Source organism: Bacillus sp. FSL P4-0334 (genome assembly GCF_038004825.1).
Taxonomy (GTDB): Bacteria; Bacillota; Bacilli; order Bacillales; family Bacillaceae; genus Bacillus; species Bacillus velezensis.
In genome coordinates this window covers 654820-671878 of the sequence record NZ_JBBORX010000001.1, presented here as the reverse complement: position 1 = coordinate 671878, position 17059 = coordinate 654820, and the positions used below count along the sequence as shown (strand labels likewise).

General features: G+C 44.1%; 23 protein-coding genes. 10 read left to right on the top strand and 13 right to left on the bottom strand.

Annotated elements, in window-relative coordinates:
• Nucleotides 1–49 precede the first annotated feature (49 nt).
• The 3 genes from NSQ37_RS03465 to NSQ37_RS03455 form a co-directional block, all read right to left on the bottom strand.
• Nucleotides 50–604, bottom strand: coding sequence for an HAAS signaling domain-containing protein (locus NSQ37_RS03465; RefSeq protein WP_012118697.1), 555 nt, complete (start codon nucleotides 602–604; stop codon nucleotides 50–52).
• The gene (locus NSQ37_RS03460) at nucleotides 605–919 is read right to left on the bottom strand and encodes a PadR family transcriptional regulator (protein ID WP_015418447.1); all 315 of its coding nucleotides are present in this window, start codon (nucleotides 917–919) and stop codon (nucleotides 605–607) included.
• Between the two features lie 260 nt (nucleotides 920–1179).
• Complete coding sequence (locus NSQ37_RS03455; protein ID WP_012118695.1) at nucleotides 1180–1953, bottom strand: RsfA family transcriptional regulator; 774 nt, start codon at nucleotides 1951–1953, stop codon at nucleotides 1180–1182.
• A 202-nt stretch (nucleotides 1954–2155) separates the two neighbouring features.
• Here NSQ37_RS03455 and NSQ37_RS03450 point away from each other — a divergent pair, with 202 nt between their 5' ends.
• The 3 genes from NSQ37_RS03450 to NSQ37_RS03440 all read left to right on the top strand — a co-directional run bounded on the left by NSQ37_RS03450 (nucleotide 2156) and on the right by NSQ37_RS03440 (nucleotide 4382).
• Nucleotides 2156–2380, top strand: a complete 225-nt coding sequence (locus NSQ37_RS03450) for a DUF1450 domain-containing protein (protein ID WP_003151034.1) — start codon at nucleotides 2156–2158, stop codon at nucleotides 2378–2380.
• 160 nt (nucleotides 2381–2540) lie between these two features.
• Complete coding sequence (locus NSQ37_RS03445; protein WP_007407654.1) at nucleotides 2541–3842, top strand: HD domain-containing protein; 1302 nt, start codon at nucleotides 2541–2543, stop codon at nucleotides 3840–3842.
• 39 nt (nucleotides 3843–3881) lie between these two features.
• Nucleotides 3882–4382, top strand: a complete 501-nt coding sequence (locus NSQ37_RS03440; protein WP_007407653.1) for a YwgA family protein — start codon at nucleotides 3882–3884, stop codon at nucleotides 4380–4382.
• 64 nt (nucleotides 4383–4446) lie between these two features.
• On the opposite strand, the gene NSQ37_RS03435 is transcribed toward NSQ37_RS03440, so the two are convergent.
• Entirely contained in the window at nucleotides 4447–5826 is a 1380-nt protein-coding gene (locus NSQ37_RS03435) for an amino acid permease (protein WP_032865071.1), read from the bottom strand.
• Nucleotides 5827–6210: 384 nt separating this feature from the next.
• Between NSQ37_RS03435 and NSQ37_RS03430 the strand changes: the two genes are divergently transcribed.
• Nucleotides 6211–6630, top strand: a complete 420-nt coding sequence (locus NSQ37_RS03430) for a MarR family winged helix-turn-helix transcriptional regulator (RefSeq protein ID WP_012118692.1) — start codon at nucleotides 6211–6213, stop codon at nucleotides 6628–6630.
• 37 nt (nucleotides 6631–6667) lie between these two features.
• Here the strand turns inward: NSQ37_RS03430 and NSQ37_RS03425 are convergent, their stop codons facing one another.
• Entirely contained in the window at nucleotides 6668–6856 is a 189-nt protein-coding gene (locus tag NSQ37_RS03425; RefSeq protein ID WP_003151042.1) for a 2-hydroxymuconate tautomerase, read from the bottom strand.
• A 105-nt stretch (nucleotides 6857–6961) separates the two neighbouring features.
• Between NSQ37_RS03425 and NSQ37_RS03420 the strand changes: the two genes are divergently transcribed.
• From NSQ37_RS03420 to NSQ37_RS03410, 3 genes are all read left to right on the top strand, one after another.
• Nucleotides 6962–7621 (top strand): site-2 protease family protein, encoded by a 660-nt coding sequence (locus NSQ37_RS03420; protein WP_003151043.1) that lies wholly within the window; start codon nucleotides 6962–6964, stop codon nucleotides 7619–7621.
• Between the two features lie 12 nt (nucleotides 7622–7633).
• Nucleotides 7634–8152 carry a YwhD family protein gene (locus NSQ37_RS03415; RefSeq protein ID WP_007407649.1) on the top strand — a complete coding sequence of 173 codons (519 nt, stop codon included), beginning with the start codon at nucleotides 7634–7636 and terminating at the stop codon, nucleotides 8150–8152.
• 143 nt (nucleotides 8153–8295) lie between these two features.
• A complete protein-coding gene (locus NSQ37_RS03410; protein WP_085341583.1) occupies nucleotides 8296–8727 on the top strand; it encodes a hypothetical protein in 432 nt (143 codons plus the stop codon).
• Nucleotides 8728–8751: 24 nt separating this feature from the next.
• Here NSQ37_RS03410 and NSQ37_RS03405 read toward each other — a convergent pair whose 3' ends face one another.
• The gene (locus tag NSQ37_RS03405) at nucleotides 8752–10824 is read right to left on the bottom strand and encodes a transglycosylase domain-containing protein (protein WP_341123218.1); all 2073 of its coding nucleotides are present in this window, start codon (nucleotides 10822–10824) and stop codon (nucleotides 8752–8754) included.
• A 199-nt stretch (nucleotides 10825–11023) separates the two neighbouring features.
• Here NSQ37_RS03405 and speE point away from each other — a divergent pair, with 199 nt between their 5' ends.
• From speE to NSQ37_RS03390, 3 genes are all read left to right on the top strand, one after another.
• A complete protein-coding gene (gene speE, locus NSQ37_RS03400; protein WP_003151052.1) occupies nucleotides 11024–11854 on the top strand; it encodes a spermidine synthase in 831 nt (276 codons plus the stop codon).
• Nucleotides 11855–11912: 58 nt separating this feature from the next.
• Entirely contained in the window at nucleotides 11913–12785 is an 873-nt protein-coding gene (speB, locus tag NSQ37_RS03395; RefSeq protein WP_007614448.1) for an agmatinase, read from the top strand.
• Nucleotides 12786–12952: 167 nt separating this feature from the next.
• Nucleotides 12953–13171: a helix-turn-helix transcriptional regulator gene (locus NSQ37_RS03390; RefSeq protein ID WP_003151056.1), complete on the top strand. Its 219-nt coding sequence runs from the start codon at nucleotides 12953–12955 to the stop codon at nucleotides 13169–13171.
• Nucleotides 13172–13761: 590 nt separating this feature from the next.
• Here the strand turns inward: NSQ37_RS03390 and NSQ37_RS03385 are convergent.
• From NSQ37_RS03385 to NSQ37_RS03355, 7 genes are all read right to left on the bottom strand, one after another.
• Nucleotides 13762–14274: a stage II sporulation protein M gene (locus NSQ37_RS03385; RefSeq protein WP_023357177.1), complete on the bottom strand. Its 513-nt coding sequence runs from the start codon at nucleotides 14272–14274 to the stop codon at nucleotides 13762–13764.
• A 43-nt stretch (nucleotides 14275–14317) separates the two neighbouring features.
• Complete coding sequence (locus tag NSQ37_RS03380; protein ID WP_007407643.1) at nucleotides 14318–14599, bottom strand: hypothetical protein; 282 nt, start codon at nucleotides 14597–14599, stop codon at nucleotides 14318–14320.
• A gap of 185 nt (nucleotides 14600–14784) precedes the next feature.
• Nucleotides 14785–14970 (bottom strand): DUF4177 domain-containing protein, encoded by a 186-nt coding sequence (locus tag NSQ37_RS03375; RefSeq protein ID WP_007407642.1) that lies wholly within the window; start codon nucleotides 14968–14970, stop codon nucleotides 14785–14787.
• Nucleotides 14971–15004: 34 nt separating this feature from the next.
• Nucleotides 15005–15208 carry a hypothetical protein gene (locus NSQ37_RS03370; RefSeq protein WP_007407641.1) on the bottom strand — a complete coding sequence of 68 codons (204 nt, stop codon included), beginning with the start codon at nucleotides 15206–15208 and terminating at the stop codon, nucleotides 15005–15007.
• Between the two features lie 13 nt (nucleotides 15209–15221).
• The gene (locus NSQ37_RS03365) at nucleotides 15222–15425 is read right to left on the bottom strand and encodes a helix-turn-helix transcriptional regulator (protein WP_007407640.1); all 204 of its coding nucleotides are present in this window, start codon (nucleotides 15423–15425) and stop codon (nucleotides 15222–15224) included.
• A 197-nt stretch (nucleotides 15426–15622) separates the two neighbouring features.
• Nucleotides 15623–15742 carry a PhrC/PhrF family phosphatase-inhibitory pheromone gene (locus tag NSQ37_RS03360; protein ID WP_015240778.1) on the bottom strand — a complete coding sequence of 40 codons (120 nt, stop codon included), beginning with the start codon at nucleotides 15740–15742 and terminating at the stop codon, nucleotides 15623–15625.
• Nucleotides 15726–16871, bottom strand: a complete 1146-nt coding sequence (locus NSQ37_RS03355) for a response regulator aspartate phosphatase (protein ID WP_136396687.1) — start codon at nucleotides 16869–16871, stop codon at nucleotides 15726–15728. The genes NSQ37_RS03360 and NSQ37_RS03355 overlap by 17 nt, the downstream gene beginning before the upstream one ends.
• Between the last annotated feature and the right edge of the window lie 188 nt (nucleotides 16872–17059).

The window sequence follows — 17059 nt, the reverse complement described above, 5'->3', positions numbered from 1 at the left end:
GAAGAACATGCTTCCGATCAGGCCGGCAGCGATTAAAATGAGAGCAATGCTATACCACATTTTTCGATTCAATGGTTTCCCTCCTTACAACGCTGACATTCCATTTGAAATAGCGCAAAAAGATGCGGAATATCAGTTTCGAAAGATCAAATCCGGCCATAAACACCGCCATACCCGCTCCAAGAACCATACATCCGTTAAAAATGGCTGTTACAATCGGCACTTTTACGAGGAGAAAGAATGATCCGGTCATCAGCATCAGGCCGATCGCCATCAAACTTAACACCGCAACAGAGGCAAAAAGAAACGGTGTCAGCATAAACATGAAGTTGAACATGCCCATCCCCAGCATCAGGCCGAATGCTTTGAAAAACGAGCGCCATGTTTTCTGCTCCTCGGCATCGCTGATGAAAATATCCGCTTTTAAGGCGCGCGCAAGTGTTTTGGGGTTTCCTAAATTGCCCGCGATTTGTTCATCGCTTTTTCCTTCAGCGCCGCCCATTTGGAATATTTCGCCGATATCGGCGAGTATCTCTTTTTGCTCAAGTTCCGGCAGATCTTTTATTTCCCGCCGGAGATGTTTTAAATATTGGTCTTTACACATTCATTTTCCCTCCTTAATGATGCTGTTCACTTTTTCGGACAGGTCAAGCCATTCCGATTTTAATGTGTGATGATATAAGGCGCCTTCTTCTGTTACTTTGTAATATTTGCGTGATGGGCCTTGATCGGAAGCTGCTGTATACGTTTTTAGGTAGTTATTTTTTGTGAGTCTTCGTAATATGGGGTAGATGGTGCCCTCCGATACAGGGAACGTTTCACTTATGATCTTGATTAATTCATAACCATATAAATCTTCATAAAGAAGCAGGGACAACACACAAAGTTCCAACGCTCCTTTTCGTAATTGGCTACTCATTTACTATCATTCCCATCATATCTAATAATTGTATTCTCTATACAGTGTATTGCACAGTAGCTAATCGATCAATAATTCCCAAGAACCATTTGGGATGAGGAATTGAATCTTTATGCTTATGTGCGGGCGGGGACCGAGATGCGCAGCCCTTGCGGGAAGAAGGCCCCTGAACAATGTTTACATTAATATAGATCAGGATGCGCGTCATTGACAAATGGCAAAAACCCCTTTTTCCATGACAAGGAAAGGGGTTTTTTGAGTTATTCGGCCATTTTTTCTAAATTGCCGTTCCGGTCCATTTTGAAGGACGGAGAGGCATGTTCGTCGTCTTCAAATAAAACTAGTTTTCTGGCTCTGTTCATAATTTTTACCAAGGTTTCGTAGTCTTCCTGAATGGTTTTTTGATCTTTTTCAAGCTTTTCGACGGCCGCTTCCAGCTGCTCGGTTTTAGACTGAAGTTCTTGGTTTTCCCGTTTTAAACGGTCATTTTCCATTTGCAGGGCGGAAGTTTGCTTTCCGCTGCCTTCATAGCTCTGCAGAAATTGAATGACGTCTGCCATTGTGAGCTCCGCCTTTTGGCTCGGCTGCTGAGGCGCCAGCAAATGTGATAAACTAGCTAACTCTTCCTTGAAGCTTTCATCGACATAAGGCATATGTTCGCCGGACATGACGGCTTGCCGATCCTCTTTTGGCGCTTCCGTTTGAACCGTCTCTTCGGCTGCGGTTTCCTGCATGATGTCCGCATCCGGCGCAGGCGGCTGATATAATAGTTTCTTCTTGGCCGGCTGGCCGTTTCCGAGCGCGCGCATCCGCTGTTTCCGCTGTTTTTTGGCAAGCTGAAGCGCTTTTTCGTATTGATGGCGCACGACGGCATTCCACCTGAATCCGCACGCTGCCGACGTTCTGTTTAATTTATCGCCTACCTCTTCAAAGGCGTTCAGCTGCGTGCTTCCTTCCCGGACGTGCCGGAGCACGGTTTCCGCAAGCAGCAGGTCATTTTCCTCCGACCAGGCGTCCTGTCTTTGTTTTGTCAATGTTCTCAACCCCCAATATCTTTGATGGTATTAGAATGTCCAGATTGGAAAATATTTATACAAATTGGCTGAAAGAATGAGAGATACGCAGAGCCTTGCAGGATAAGATGAATCCTTGTACAATGAGATGTGATGTGATTTTTTTCGTTTTTAAAATTAAGATTTAACATAGAGGAACATTGAATGAAGGGAAGCGTACATCATGGCTAATGAATTCCGAGTGTGTGATGATTGCCAGGCCACCAATATTAAGACTTTGCTGCCGCGTTTGAAAGAAGCTGACCCGGATGCAAAAGTGGAGGTCGGATGTCAGTCATATTGCGGGCCCGGACGCAAAAAATCGTTTGCTTTCGTAAACAACCGCCCGCTGTCGGCGCCGACTGAGGACGAGCTGATTGAGAAAGTGAAAAAGAAGATCAAAAAGTAAATGTGTATTTTTACGACAGCCTCGCCCGATGGGTCAGGCTTTTTTGCTTCAAAAAATCAATGACGGAAAACTGGAACAAAACGCCGGACAAATTCAAGGATGTTTTCAAATTACAGAGCCGATATAATAGAATCACGGCTAAAAAAAAGAGGGAATGACGATGGCGTATCCAAACGGAAAATTATCAGAAGAAAAAGTGTTTAAAGATCCCGTTCACCGCTATGTTCATGTGCGGGACAAGCTGATCTGGGATTTGATCGGCACCCGTGAATTTCAGCGGCTGCGCCGGATCAAACAGCTCGGTACGACGTATTTGACGTTTCACGGCGCGGAACACAGCCGTTTTAACCATTCTCTCGGCGTCTATGAGATTGTCAGACGAATGGTTGATGATGTTTTTAAAGGGCGTCCTGAATGGGATGACAATGAACGCGAACTCTGTCTCAGCGCCGCGCTTTTGCACGATTTGGGACATGGGCCGTTTTCGCATTCCTTTGAAAAGGTTTTTCATCTGGATCATGAAGACTATACGAGGGAAATCATTCTCGGCGACACCGAGGTGAATCAGGTTCTCAGAAAGGCGGGACCGGGATTTCCGCAGGATGTTGCCGAAGTCATTGCCAAAACATACAAAAACAAACAGGTGGTCAGCCTGATTTCGAGCCAGATTGACGCCGACAGGATGGATTACCTTCAGCGGGACGCATACTATACGGGCGTCAGCTACGGACATTTTGATATGGAACGGATTTTAAGGGTGATGCGTCCGCGAGAGGACCAAATCGTCATTAAGCAAAGCGGCATGCACGCCGTCGAAGACTATATTATGAGCCGCTATCAAATGTACTGGCAGGTGTATTTTCATCCCGTGACGAGAAGCGCTGAAGTCATTTTGACGAAAATTCTCCACCGTGCGAAGCAGCTCCATGAAGAAGGGTATATCTTCACTCATGCTCCCGTTCATTTTTATTCCATTTTTGAAGGGAAGCTGACGCTTGCGGATTATCTGAAGCTTGATGAAGCCATCATTTTATATTATTTCCAGGCTTGGGAGGAAGAAGAGGACCCGATTCTGTCCGACTTGTGCCGCCGCTTCATTAACCGCCAGCTGTTTCAATATGCCGAATTTAACCCCAATGAGGAAATGTCGGCTTATTTTGAACTGACCGCTCTGTTTAAAGAGGCGGGAATTGATCCCAATTACTATTTAGTGGTCGATTCTTCATCGGATCTGCCGTATGATTTTTACCGGCCGGGTGAAGAGGAGGAGCGTCTGCCGATTCACCTGTTAACGCAGAAGGGCCAGATCAAAGAGCTGTCCAGGCAGTCCGCCATTGTCGAATCCATTTCGGGCAAACGCCGGACGGACCATAAGCTCTACTATCCGATGGACCTCATTTGTGACGATTCAGAAAACCCTGAAGCAAAATTAAAAATCCGGCAGCTGCTGGGACTGACATAGAAGGATTTTGGTAAAGAAGGAAAAGGAGATGTCGGGAATTTGTTGAAAGAACATGCAAAACTGATGAAGGTGTTCTCGGATTCTGGAGAAATCATCGGGCGGAAAAAGCTGCAGAAAATCATTTATATCGCGAAGAAAATGCAGTATCCTTTCTACGAAAAATATGATTTTCATTTTTACGGCCCGTATTCCGAAGAACTGACGCTTCGAATTGAAGAGCTGTGCAATCTTGGGTTTCTGGATGAGGTGAAGGAAAAAAAGGGCGGCTACTTTCAATACCGGTACTCGCTGACGGAGACGGGAGCCGAGTTTTTACATCATGCGGAGCTTACGATGCCGGATATGAAGAAGTACATCGACAGCGTCAACAGCCGCTCATCCCGGTTTTTGGAGCTGGTGTCTACGATTTTGTATTTTGACGGCCTTGAAGCTGAGGAAAAGAAAGAGAAAGTGTTTACGATAAAAAGCAAACAGAAATATACGGATGAAGAATATGATGAGGCGCTTCACTACATAGAAGAGCTGAAACACATTTGTTAAAGGCGATGGCTTTCGTCTTTTTTGATGAAAAAACCAGGCCGCGATAAAGCGGGCCTGGTTTTGTTTATTGTCTCAATTTGCTGTGCTTGTACGAATATAAAAAGTAAACGATCACGCCGATGATCAGCCAGACGGCAAAATAAAGCCACGTTTTCAGCGGCAGATTGACCATTAAAAACAAACAGCAGATAATGGCCAAAATCGGCAGTACGGGTACAAAAGGCACTTTAAATCCCCGTGGCAGATCCTTATGGGTGCGGCGCAGAATCAGCACGGACAGACTGACCATGGCGAATGTCAATAATGCGCCGATGTTTGAGAGATCTGACAGCTCTTTCAGATCAACAAAACCCGCGATGCAGGCGCTGATCAGTCCGATCAGCCACGTATTAAAGATCGGCGCTCCCGATTTCTTTCCGACAATGGTAAAGACTTTCGGCAGCATTCCGTCTCTTGCCATCGCAAAAGATATACGGGTCGCCGCATAGGTATGGGCGAGAACGACGGCCATCAGTCCGATCACCGCACCGGCAGCGATAACGCCCGCCACCGCGTTTTGTCCGACAGACTGCAGCACATAAGACATGGCTTCCGGCACATTAAGCTGTGAATACGGAACCATCCCCGTCATGACGAGACAGACGATGACGTATACCAATGTACAGATCACCAGTGAACCGATAATACCGATCGGCAGGTTGCGCTGCGGTTTTTTGACTTCTTCAGCCGAAGCGGAAATCGCGTCAAATCCGAGAAACGCAAAAAAGACGGCAGAAGCCCCCGTAATGACGCCTTTGATTCCAAAAGGCATAAAAGGATGCCAATTGCCCGGCTTTACAAAAAAGCTTCCTGTGATGATAAACAGCAAAACAATTCCGATTTTTACGAGAACCATTATATTATTAAAGGTTTTGCTCTCTTTAGAGCCGCGTGACAGAACGACGGCAATTAATAGAGTAATGATGATGGCAGGAAGGTTGACGATGCCCCCCTGGCTCGGCACGTGCAGCAGACTGTCCGGCAAAGGCATGCCGATTTCGGCTAACAGATTATTAAAATAACTTGACCAGCCGCTTGCCACCGCCGACGCCGTCACCATATAAACGGATAAGAGCGTCCAGCCCATTAAATGGCCGACAATTTCTCCCATGGTAGTGTAAGAGTAAATATAGGCACTTCCGTAAACCGGGAGAACAGAAGCGATTTCGGCGTAACATAATGCTGCAAGGCTGCAGACAACGGCTGCAATGATAAAAGAAAAGATTACGGAAGGCCCGGCGTTTTTCGCGGCCGTAATGCCTGTAAGAACCATGACGCCCGTCCCGATGACGGCGCCGATGCCCAGTAATGTTAAATCAAATCCACCCATCGTTTTGGCAGTCTGCCTGTTTCTGCTTTGTTCAAGCAGCTGGGTGATGTCTTTTTTTTGTAGGATATTCCGCAACACGCATCCCTCCATCCAAAAGTAAAAGCCAAGAGGGCCTCTTTGGCTTTTACCCGTGTCACATCTTCTGTGTAATCGACAATCCTGTGTTCTGTTTCCCCGTCTGTTCCGTTTCTTTTCCAGTCATATTGTCTGCCGCATCCGATCAGATTATCCTTTCCGTCAAACGCAGTCACCCTTAATGATTTTACCTGAATCATGTCTATAAAACCAGCATTGCATAAAAGGGATGGGTAAAAAAGCAGGAGATAATAGTCTGTATAGGGCAGGATAAAAGTTGTGGGCTTTCCGGCCGGAATTTTGACTTTCTCCGTAAGGTATCAGTAAAATGTAATAAAAAACAAACAATGATGATGGATGCATCTTGAAATGGGGAGTTTCTGCATGAAGCACGATATATTACAAGCAAATGTACTGGATTACGCGCTCACGAAATATTTAAAGAGCACGAAAAAGCTTGATGAGGCGACAATTCCGAAGAGTATAAACAATATCAGAGGATTTATTCTCAGGATTATTTACCGGCACGGCACGTGCACGATTAAAGATATATTGCAGGAAGTCACATTATCGCCTTCAGCCACGACAACCGCTCTGAATCATTTAGAAAAAGAGGGTTTCGTGGAAAGGTCGAGAAATAACGAAGACCGACGCACGGTATGGATGACGCTTTCCGAATCGGGAAAAATGGCGGCCATGCAAATGATTGAAAACCGGCAGATGCTCATTGACGAGCTGTTCGAAGCATTGACAGAAGAAGAAAAGAATACCTTTTTCAGCCTCGTTGAAAAAGTAATGAAATAAGCCGGCCTGACATAGCAGCGCCGGCCATTATCAAGGATTACTCCGTATCGCTGATCCGTTTGCCGGCGACGGCGTAATGATCCTTTCTCATTTCTTCAATCATGACAATGATCTTTTCTTCGGCTGCGCCTGTCGTTTCTTTTACGGCTTCTGTCACTTTTTCAACCAGATTCCGTTTTTGTTCATCTGTGCGGCCTTCAAGCATTTTAACGGTTACGAGCGGCATGGTGCTGATCCTCCTTTATCGTTTCCTCACTTTGGAAGAGAGGTCACTTATAGTATACTGAATGAAGGACAATCTTGCATTTTTTAAAAAAGGGGATTTTTACATTTGGACAGATTTTTATATTATCCGCTGGAGCTTATGCCCTATGTCGTGATTACGCTGATTGTGGCATTTACGATGCATGAACTGGCGCACGCGTATGTCGCGTATCGGTTCGGAGACGATACCGCGGCGAGGCAGGGCAGATTAACGCTCAATCCGATTAAACATCTTGATGTTTTCGGAACGATTCTAATTTTGGTCGCGGGTTTCGGCTGGGCCCGTCCGGTGCCGGTGAACCGCCGCGCCTTTAAAAGACCGCGGCTGGCGGGAGTGCTGGTTTCCGTCGCCGGGCCTGTAAGCAACCTGCTTCTTGCCTTTATCGGTTTCTTTTTGCTAGTGTTGATGCATGCTTACGGAATGGAGCTGCTTTCTGCATTCAGCATGGGGCTTGACCGCTTTTTCTCTATTTGGATTCAGCTGAATCTCGCGCTGTGTTTATTCAACCTGCTGCCGCTTCCTCCGCTTGACGGCTACCGGATTATTGAGGATCTCGTGCCGCCGCGGGTGCGCGCCAAAATGACTCAGTTTGAGAGCTACGGGATTATCGTGTTTCTCGTGCTGTTTGTGACACCGGTCGGCTCCTATGTCGTGTGGCCGCTGTTAAGCGAGGGGAGAGACTGGATTCTCAAGGTATTTGCCATTATATTTCAACCGCTTTTGTAGGAGGGTATTTTCATGGAAGAAAAAAAGAAGAAAACAATCGGATTTAATATTATTAAAAGTGATCCGACCGACGGACATGGCGGTTTTGGCGCCGGGGCGCTGAGCCTTGACAATATTTCTCCGGTATTTGTCGATGTGGAAGAGAAGGAAGCCTTCGTTGACATCGGCGCCATGCATGCCCGCAGTGTCGTTGAAAAAGGCATCAAATTCCTGCCGAACAAAGATGAAGTGCCGAACGGAAAACCGTACTGGCTCGTGTGGGTCACCATCGACAGAAAAGAAGAAGGCCCTTATTACGCGGGTGTGACGGCTTGTGAAATGACCGTGGACAGAAGTATCCGCAGAGGCTATAAGTCATTGCCGGAGCATGTGAATTTAATGGATAAATCAATGAAGCGCTGCATTATCGTGGACAAAATGGACGCCAGCTCAAAGCAGGTGCTTGCTGAATTTCTGCAGAAGCATGACCAAGGGCTCTGGGAACGTTCATCCGATGAATTGAAAACAGGACTGCTTCCGGAAGAAAAATAATTTGTGAACTTTTTGTGAACTTTATAAATATTTGCACTATTTTGCAATTGTACTGAGTAAACTGTTGATACAGAATCAGGACATGGAAAGTCCCGAGCCGAACCAAGACTCGGGGTTTTTCATGTTTACGCGGAGGTTTCATCATGTTCACCGTCTTTGAAATCGGGCCATGGGTCATTGAAGCAGATGCGGAGGAAACGAGAAAACAATATGAAAAATCATGGCCTGATCCCTGCGATTGCGGGAGCTGCCGGAACTTTTCCGAGGCGGTGAATCTCCTTCCCGCCGAGAAAACAAGATTGTTTACGCAGTTTGGGATTCGTCCGGCTGTCTGTCACGATTTGGGGGAGCATGGAAAGGAAAACGGCCTGCATCATTATGCGGGCAGCTATCCGATTGTCGGCAGGCTTAGGGAAGGCTGGCCGAATTTTCATATCGAGAGGGCGGGAGATAACCGCTTTTCGTTTTCATTGCCGAGTACAACATTTTTTATACCGAAGGGTTTTCCTGACCCTATTATCCATCTCGACTTTTCACTCTTGCTCCCGTGGGTGCTTGAGGAAGACGCGGATTAAAGCCCGGCGCGCAATGCACCGGGCTCAGTCTTTTTTGCCGAGCCACTTATCCCACCATTTTTTGCGCGGAGCTTCTTTGCGGGCGGGGGCGTGTTCCTTTTCTTTTTTAGAAGGTTCCGGTCCGTAGCACACATCCGCGGGCTCAGTGCCTGCGATGAAATACGTATAATGCTTTGCGGCGCAGCCGGGTCCCGAAGTGTAGCCGGAAGCGGGATCGATATAGACGCCCGTGACGCCCTTCGGCGGTTTAAGCGCTATTTCCGGTTCTCCTTCGAGCGCCTTCTCCATAAAGTCCGCCCAAATCGTCTTCGCATAGCTTTTTTCCTCTACTGAATCAATCGTGCTGCTTTTGTCATAGCCTGTCCATACACCGGCGGCAAGAGCGGGATTAAAGCCGATCATCCAGCTGTCTGCGCTCGTCGTGCCTGATTTACCGCTATAGGTTCGGGTCAGCCGGTCAGAAATGGTGCGTCCAGTGACGGAAGTATAGCCGTTTAAATCCTGATCAAACATGCCCGTCATCATGCTCGCCGTCACAAAAGCGGCTTTTTTATCAAGCGTCTGCTGATGTCCGCGCGGCTGTTCATACAAGACGTTGCCGGCGGTATCCGTCACTTTTGTGATAAAGGAAGGGGTGATTTGTTTTCCCCCGTTTGCGAGCATCGCGTAGGCATTAACCATCTCAATCGGGCGCACGGGTTCAGTTCCGAGCGCCAGAGACGGAAGAGGCTTTAAATGTTCGCTGATGCCGAATTCCTTTGCCGCCGACACGAGCTTATTCATGCCGAGAAAGAGATGGGTCTTCACGGCATAAATGTTGTCTGATAACGCAAGCGCCTGAAGCAGCGTAATCGGTTTATTGGCGTAGTAGCCGTTGTAATTGCTTGGAGAATAAGTATCTCCGTTGTCGTCAATCTGGAACTCTGTGGCTTCGCTTTTCATCAGCGTGACCGGTGTAAAGCCGCTTTGAATCGCTTTGTAGTACAAAAGCGGCTTGATCGTGGAAGCGGGCTGCCGTTTCGCCTGTGTCGCCCGGTCAAACGGGCTTTTTTCGTAGTCACGTCCGCCGAGAAGCGCAAGCACGCGCCCTGTTGCCGGATCAATCGCGGAAAAGCCGACCTGAATGTCAGAGCCGGTACGGATCGTATGTGCCACAGTGTTTTCCGCAATCCGCTGCATGCGCTTATCAAGCGTCGTATAAACACGCAATCCGCTCGTTGCCAGCTGTTCGCGCGTCATGCCGAGCTTTTTCTCGAGTTCTTTCATCGCATCATCGTAAAAATAAGGCGCCGTTTTCGCCGCGGTTCTGTTTTTCAGCGGCTGATAGGCAAGCGGCGTTTTCTTAAGCCTTTCCGCCTTTTCTTTTGAGATCATTTTTTGGCCGATCATCATTCGGAGAATGGTTTCCTGGCGCTGTTTGGCCTTATTTTCGCTGACATATGGCGAATAGCCGGACGGGCCTTTCGGTATGCCCGCCAAAAGCACGGCTTCCGCATCGTTCAGATCTTTGGCGTGTTTGCCGAAATACAGGCGCGAGGCGGCTTCAATTCCATATGCGCCGTGGCCGTAATATATCGTATTTACATAACCTTCTAAAATCTCGTTTTTAGAATAGTTCTGTTCAAGGCGGATCGTGTAAAATGCTTCGTTCCATTTTCGTTTCCATGTCTTATCATGCTCAAGGTAGAGATTTCTCGCGTATTGCTGGGTGATGGTGCTTGCGCCCTGAACCTTGGCCATTGCCTTTATGTCAGCCAGCGCGGCGGCGGCCATCCGCCGGTAATCAAAACCGTGGTGATTGTAAAAGTTTTGATCCTCCACCGCTATGGCGGCCTGCACCGCTATCGGATTGATATCTTTTAACCGGACCCAGTAGCGCTTTTCCCCGAAATCGGTCTCACCTAGCTTTGAGCCGTCATTTGCATAAAGAATCGTAGACTGAGGAACCCGGACGGAGGGGGCCCCCTGCCATTTCGCTGCAAGAAGAACGGATGTGAAGCAGACGCCGGCCAGCATTCCGCCGATCAGTGTCAGAAAGATGCAGGCACGGATGATTTTGAATGTGATTCTGAGCTGTTTTCCAGATACTTTATCCACTTTTGGGGACCCCCTTTTTCATGATTCTATTATTATGTGAAAAAAGGGGGTTTTTTAAACATATCAAACCGGACACTTCTTTACTTTTTCCCCTCCATCCTCTATACTTTTTCCTTAGGTGAAAATGAGATTTTAACCGGAATAAAAGCGATACAGACGCTTACAATAAATGAAATAAGCCTTGAAAGGGAGATGACAATTGAGCGAGCTTTGGTATACGGAGAAGCAGACGAAGAATTTCGGCATTACATTAAAGGTGAAACAAACATTACATACGGAACAGACGGAATTTCAGCATCTGGAAATGGTGGAGACAGAAGAATTCGGCAACATGCTGTTCTTAGACGGAATGGTCATGACTTCTGAAAAAGACGAATTTGTCTATCATGAAATGGTTGCGCACGTCCCGTTATTTACGCACCCGAATCCGGAAAACGTCCTCGTTGTCGGCGGCGGAGACGGCGGTGTTATCAGAGAGATTCTGAAGCACCCAAGCGTAAAAAAAGCGACGCTTGTCGACATTGACGGCAAGGTTATTGAATACTCTAAAAAATTCCTTCCGTCCATTGCGGGCAAGCTTGATGATCCGCGCGTCGACGTGAGAGTCGATGACGGTTTCATGCACATTGCGAAATCAGAGAATGAGTATGACGTCATCATGGTTGATTCAACAGAACCGGTCGGACCGGCCGTCAATCTGTTCTCAAAAGGCTTCTATGCCGGAATTTCCAAGGCGTTAAAAGAAGACGGCATCTTCGTCGCGCAGACGGACAACCCGTGGTTTACACCGGAACTGATTACAAACGTACAGCGTGACGTGAAAGAAATCTTCCCGATCACCCGCCTGTATACGGCTAATATCCCGACGTACCCGAGCGGCTTGTGGACATTTACGATCGGTTCTAAAAAGTACGATCCGCTTGAAGTGGAGGACAGCCGTTTCTTTGACATCGACACGAAATATTACACGAAAGAGCTTCACAAAGCGGCATTTGTTCTTCCGAAATTTGTGAGCGACTTAATCAAATAAAAACGTACGGCGCAGGAGCGAATCTTGCGCTTTTTTACAGGAAAGCGAGGGTTTTATCATGAGGTTTGATGAAGCATATTCAGGAAAAGTATTTATCGCAAGCCGCCCCGACTGGAAAGAGGCGGACGCCATCCTTTACGGCATGCCGATGGATTGGACGGTCAGCTACCGTCCGGGTTCGCGTTTCGGCCCGGGGAGAATCCGCGAGGTGTCTATCGGTCTTGAAGAATACAGCCCGTATCTCGACCGTGACTTGGCTGATTTGAATTTCTTTGACGCCGGCGATATTCCGCTTCCGTTCGGCAATCCGCAAAGAAGCCTTGATATGATTGAAGAATACGTGGACAGCATTTTAGAAAAAGGAAAGTTCCCGCTCGGCATGGGAGGGGAGCACCTTGTATCATGGCCTGTCATAAAAGCCATGTATAAGAAATTTCCGGACCTTGCCATCATTCATTTTGACGCGCACACCGACCTGCGCACGGATTATGAAGGCGAACCGCTTTCCCACTCTACTCCGATCCGCAAAGCGGCCGAGCTCATCGGGCCGCAAAACGTATTTTCATTCGGCATCCGTTCCGGAATGAAGGAAGAATTTGAATGGGCGAAAGAAAACGGCATGCACATTTCTAAGTTTGAAGTGCTTGAGCCGCTGAAAAAAGTGCTGCCGCAGCTTGCGGGACGCCCTGTTTATGTCACCATCGATATCGACGTTCTTGATCCCGCTCATGCGCCGGGAACGGGCACGGTTGACGCAGGAGGCATCACGTCTAAAGAATTGCTCGCGTCCATCCATGAAATCGCGCGCTCAGAAGTCAATGTAAAAGGCGCTGACCTCGTAGAAGTCGCGCCGGTCTATGACCACTCAGAACAAACCGCAAACACGGCAAGCAAGATGATTCGTGAAATGCTGCTTGGGTTTGTGAAATAAAAGAAAATCCCCCGCTTGAAACATGCGGGGGATTTTTATATTGTATATAAACTACTTAGAAGTTAGTAAAAGCAACATATTATTTTACCATTAATAATTGATGTTATTGATAAAAATTATATAATAGGGTATTATTTAGTAAATACATTTTTAGAAAGGAAGTTAGAATGAAAACAGCAGTAGAAAATGAATTGGAATTAAAAAAGATTGAAATTTCAGTAATTAAACTGATAATTGCTGAAAAACCTAATAAAGAGATCGCTAAGTCATTAAACTACTCGCAGCGTAATGTCGAATATATCATAGCCGGTCTCTGTAAAAAGTGGAATGTGAGTACTAGAGTCGGTATTGTTTCGGAAGCATATAAAAGGAATTGTATACAGTGAACGAAATGAAAGAAAAACCCCTATTGAGGGGGTTTATTTATATATGCTAAAAAAACATTCTATACAGGAATGCCGTAAAAATAAAAACTGAGATTGTCAGGTAGTTCAAATTTGTTCTCCATTTCAGAAGAATAAACAAAAGAAATAAGTATGCAATATTGAACAAATCAAAGATAGAAAAAATCAAATGATTACTTGTGAAAAATAAACTAGTGTTTGGATGTTCTGCGAAAATGTTTTTGAATGATATAAGAAAAAACTTAATTGCGACCGGGATGTTAGAAAACATAAATAGGGAATAAAAGGTTTTAATCTTAATTTGAGCGCCAAGAAAATTTATAATGAGAAATAATACAAATCCTTCAAAAATCACCCCGAACATTAAAAGTAACAGTGCGGCTATCGCAATGATATAATCTAAATGTTTTACTTGCTCAACAACTTGTATAGGGATGTTTTTGGGAATTAAACTTTTCATAAAAGGTAATAGGGAACTTAAATAAAAAGCTAACCCGATAATATAAAACAAAAATGAGGACAAAAAATTAATGTTTCGGTCCTTAAATGAAGATAATTCAATTTGCATAATCCTAAGAGACTCCTTTTATAAAGATAGGTGTAAGAAATGTTTCTAACATAGCTGCTATCATTAAACCGAGAAATATAATACCAATATATTTAAAAGTGAATTTTAAATTTATTTTGAGGAGTAATAAATCCAAAGTTAATTTCATTCCTACAGAAGCTGCAAGAAGCAATACCGGGACTTCAATTATTCCATGGGGTATAACAAGCAGTAAAAGGTTTAAATTGTCTTTGATGTTTCCTATGGCATTTCCTAAAATTAATCCATTAATAATTAAAACTGCAATCGTGCCAAGTGACAGCGTCAACGGGCCTAAAAAAACAAGCAGACTCGCTACTTTAATATTATTAAAGAAAATCTGAAAAAAATCCGGACGGATATTTCGATTTAGATTATTTACATTTGAAGCGGGATCTGTATAAAAATATGCTGTAAATAAAGCAATTAAAAATAAGATCAGACAGAGTATGTACAATTTGACTAAAACGTTCTTTTTAAACAAAGTATTTTCATCCATTCGTTTAAGGGACTGCCAGGGATATTGAATTTAATGTTTTATATTAAGCTGCTGCTGTGCTTGCTGCAGCCAATTGTTCTAAAACGGCTAATGGCAAGCCTGCACCAAGAGATCCTAAAACAGTAATGATAGCCAGGACTGAACCCGTTGCAGTGATAGCACTGACAATCCAACTAGGAGCTATTATTCCAGCTCTGTTTAAAATATCGATGACATCCATGCTTAAATGATTATGTTTTATACTGAAAAGAGCGAGAACAATGATTCCTGATGCTACTAATGTAAAAATCGCTTTACTATTTTGTGTTTTTAAAAGTAGACTCATTTTTTCCTCCAATTTTTTCAATATCCCCAGCAAGTTAAATAATAAAATATATTGGAAGCTATTTGAATTGCGGATTTCCGAAAAAATATTTAAGAGGTGAAATCCGTTAAGGTATCTGCTGGCTTATTTCAGTACAAAGAAAGCCGGACCATATGTATGATCCGGCTTTCTTTGTACTGAAACATTTATACTTTTTTTTCAAGAATAATATCAAAATAATCGGCTGCCCCATAACCTGAAATAGGAGGAGCAAATATTTGAACCAGCTTCCATCCTTGCTGAGAATACTTTTCAATAATTTCTTTATAGTCTTCTTTAGGCTTTCCTTTCCATCGGTTTACTTCTACTTTTATGAACTTATATTCGTACATTGCTGTATAATCCTCCGGAAGTGTATTGGAATTGTTACCTTGTTTTTCGATTATGATAAACTTGAATCCATAAATAGAGCGCGCAGCCTATTAAAAGTATTGGAAATTGCCATCCTGTATTTCCGTTTTTAAAATAATCTATTAATGACCATATCAGTAAAGCGACAGTATAAAAACTAAATGCTATTCTGGCGGCTATACCCGATTGGTGTTTTTGCATCTCATCCATTTTCTTCATAAGAACCGCTCCCTTACTTTTTTTTGGCGTTATAGTTGAATACTTTATCTATTCCCGTATTTAATGCGTGAGCTATCGAAAAAGCCAGACTTAAAGTCGGGTCATATTTATTATTTTCAATTGCATTGATGGTTTGCCTGGTCACATTGCAGAGCTTAGCCAGATCATTTTGTGAAATATCAGCTGCTGTTCTAAGTTTTTTAATATTGTTATCCACTAAAACCCTCCTTAAATATTTTTGTTTTTATTTTAAATTTTCAAATTTATATATATTTATTTTAAATAATATATGTATATGTGTCAAATACTTTTTACACATTTGAATTTTAAGGTATACTTTTTGTTTTTGCAAATTAGTTGTTTATATAAAAAACGGCTTGCAGTTTAACCTGCAAGCCTAAAAGTAATCATCATTTAAATCATTCCGCGCTGAGCAACTTCAAATTGATGTTTCGGTGCACTTGCGATGTCGGCTGAAACAAAAACAGTGCTTATTGCCAAGCAAGTAAGTGCTAATTTATACTTCAATTTCATACAACTTCACACCTCCTTGAATCTGCTGTCTTGTTTCTTCCACCTTTAAAAAATATGCGGAAGCCTTCTCGAAATTTTCTCTTTCATGATAATATTTTGCCACATCTAAGGCAAAATCTTCAAGATCAGCATACATCGATTTATCTCTGAGAAAGTCAAAACATTCCATGATTGCTTCTTCATCAGGCTCACCGACATACAAAGATTCCAAAAATTCATACTCGACTATATATAGGGAATCTTCTGCCTCCTCTGCATAAGATACCCCTTTGTCATGATATTGTCTGGCTATGGCCATATTTCCGATTTTATAATGTATTTGTGTGATTAAGAAATAGGCTTGCGGGAGAGAAGTGATGATGTTCCCATCTTCAAAAACAGCTATTGCCCGTTTTATGTAATCAATGGCTGGTTTGTAATTTTCTTGGCTGTTAAAACAAAGTCCGATATTATATAGAGTCCGGCCCATTAATTGTGGCTGCTGTTCTGCCTCTGCCATGGCATAAGCCTTTTTAAAATGCTGAATTGCTTCATCAAATTGCTTTAAGTCAAGAAAGTTGGTAGCGAACAATGAATGGCACTGAAGCACCCTTATATTATATGCCTCCTGCTTATGATAAATTTCATAAGCCTGCCGGGCATAATCCATAGAAAAATATGTCTGTTTCATATAATAGTAGGACTCTGACATCTTAAAATAAAATTCAGCTTTCTCGATACAATCTTTGACAAAATCAAGCTTATATTCAGCTTTCTTAAAAAACTGAATCGCTGAAAGATATTCACGGCATTCCAGCTCATACATCCCCCGGAAGAAATTAAAATAATAATCAAGACGTCCGGTCAGCCGGGCCTGCTTTTTATCAATATCCGCGAGCAGATCCGATAGTCTCGGCTGTTCTTCTATCCGCTGCGATTCCAGCGGTTCGAGGTATTCGAGCATCAGATTGTGGCGGAATTCCATGAGAGAATAGTATAGATGAAGATCCTGATCATCTTCCAGACCTGCAAGTTCTTCTTTGATTTCTCTCCGCAAGTACTCGGCGTCCGGGATGCTGAACCTTCGAATGTACATATACCATTCGTTGATTTTTTCTCCAACCGCTGAAGATGATAAAACACTCGCCACTATTCCCAATCCCTCCCTTCCACGTTATGTATATGACATATTTTATCATTTTCATTCGGAAGGATAGCGCAAAAATACCGCAATGTTTTCTTTCGTTAAAACCGCATGTCTGCGGATATCATTTCAAAAATCCACTATTATCCCCACAATTTGTACAAGCAAACAAATCCACCTTCCCATATTCTGTT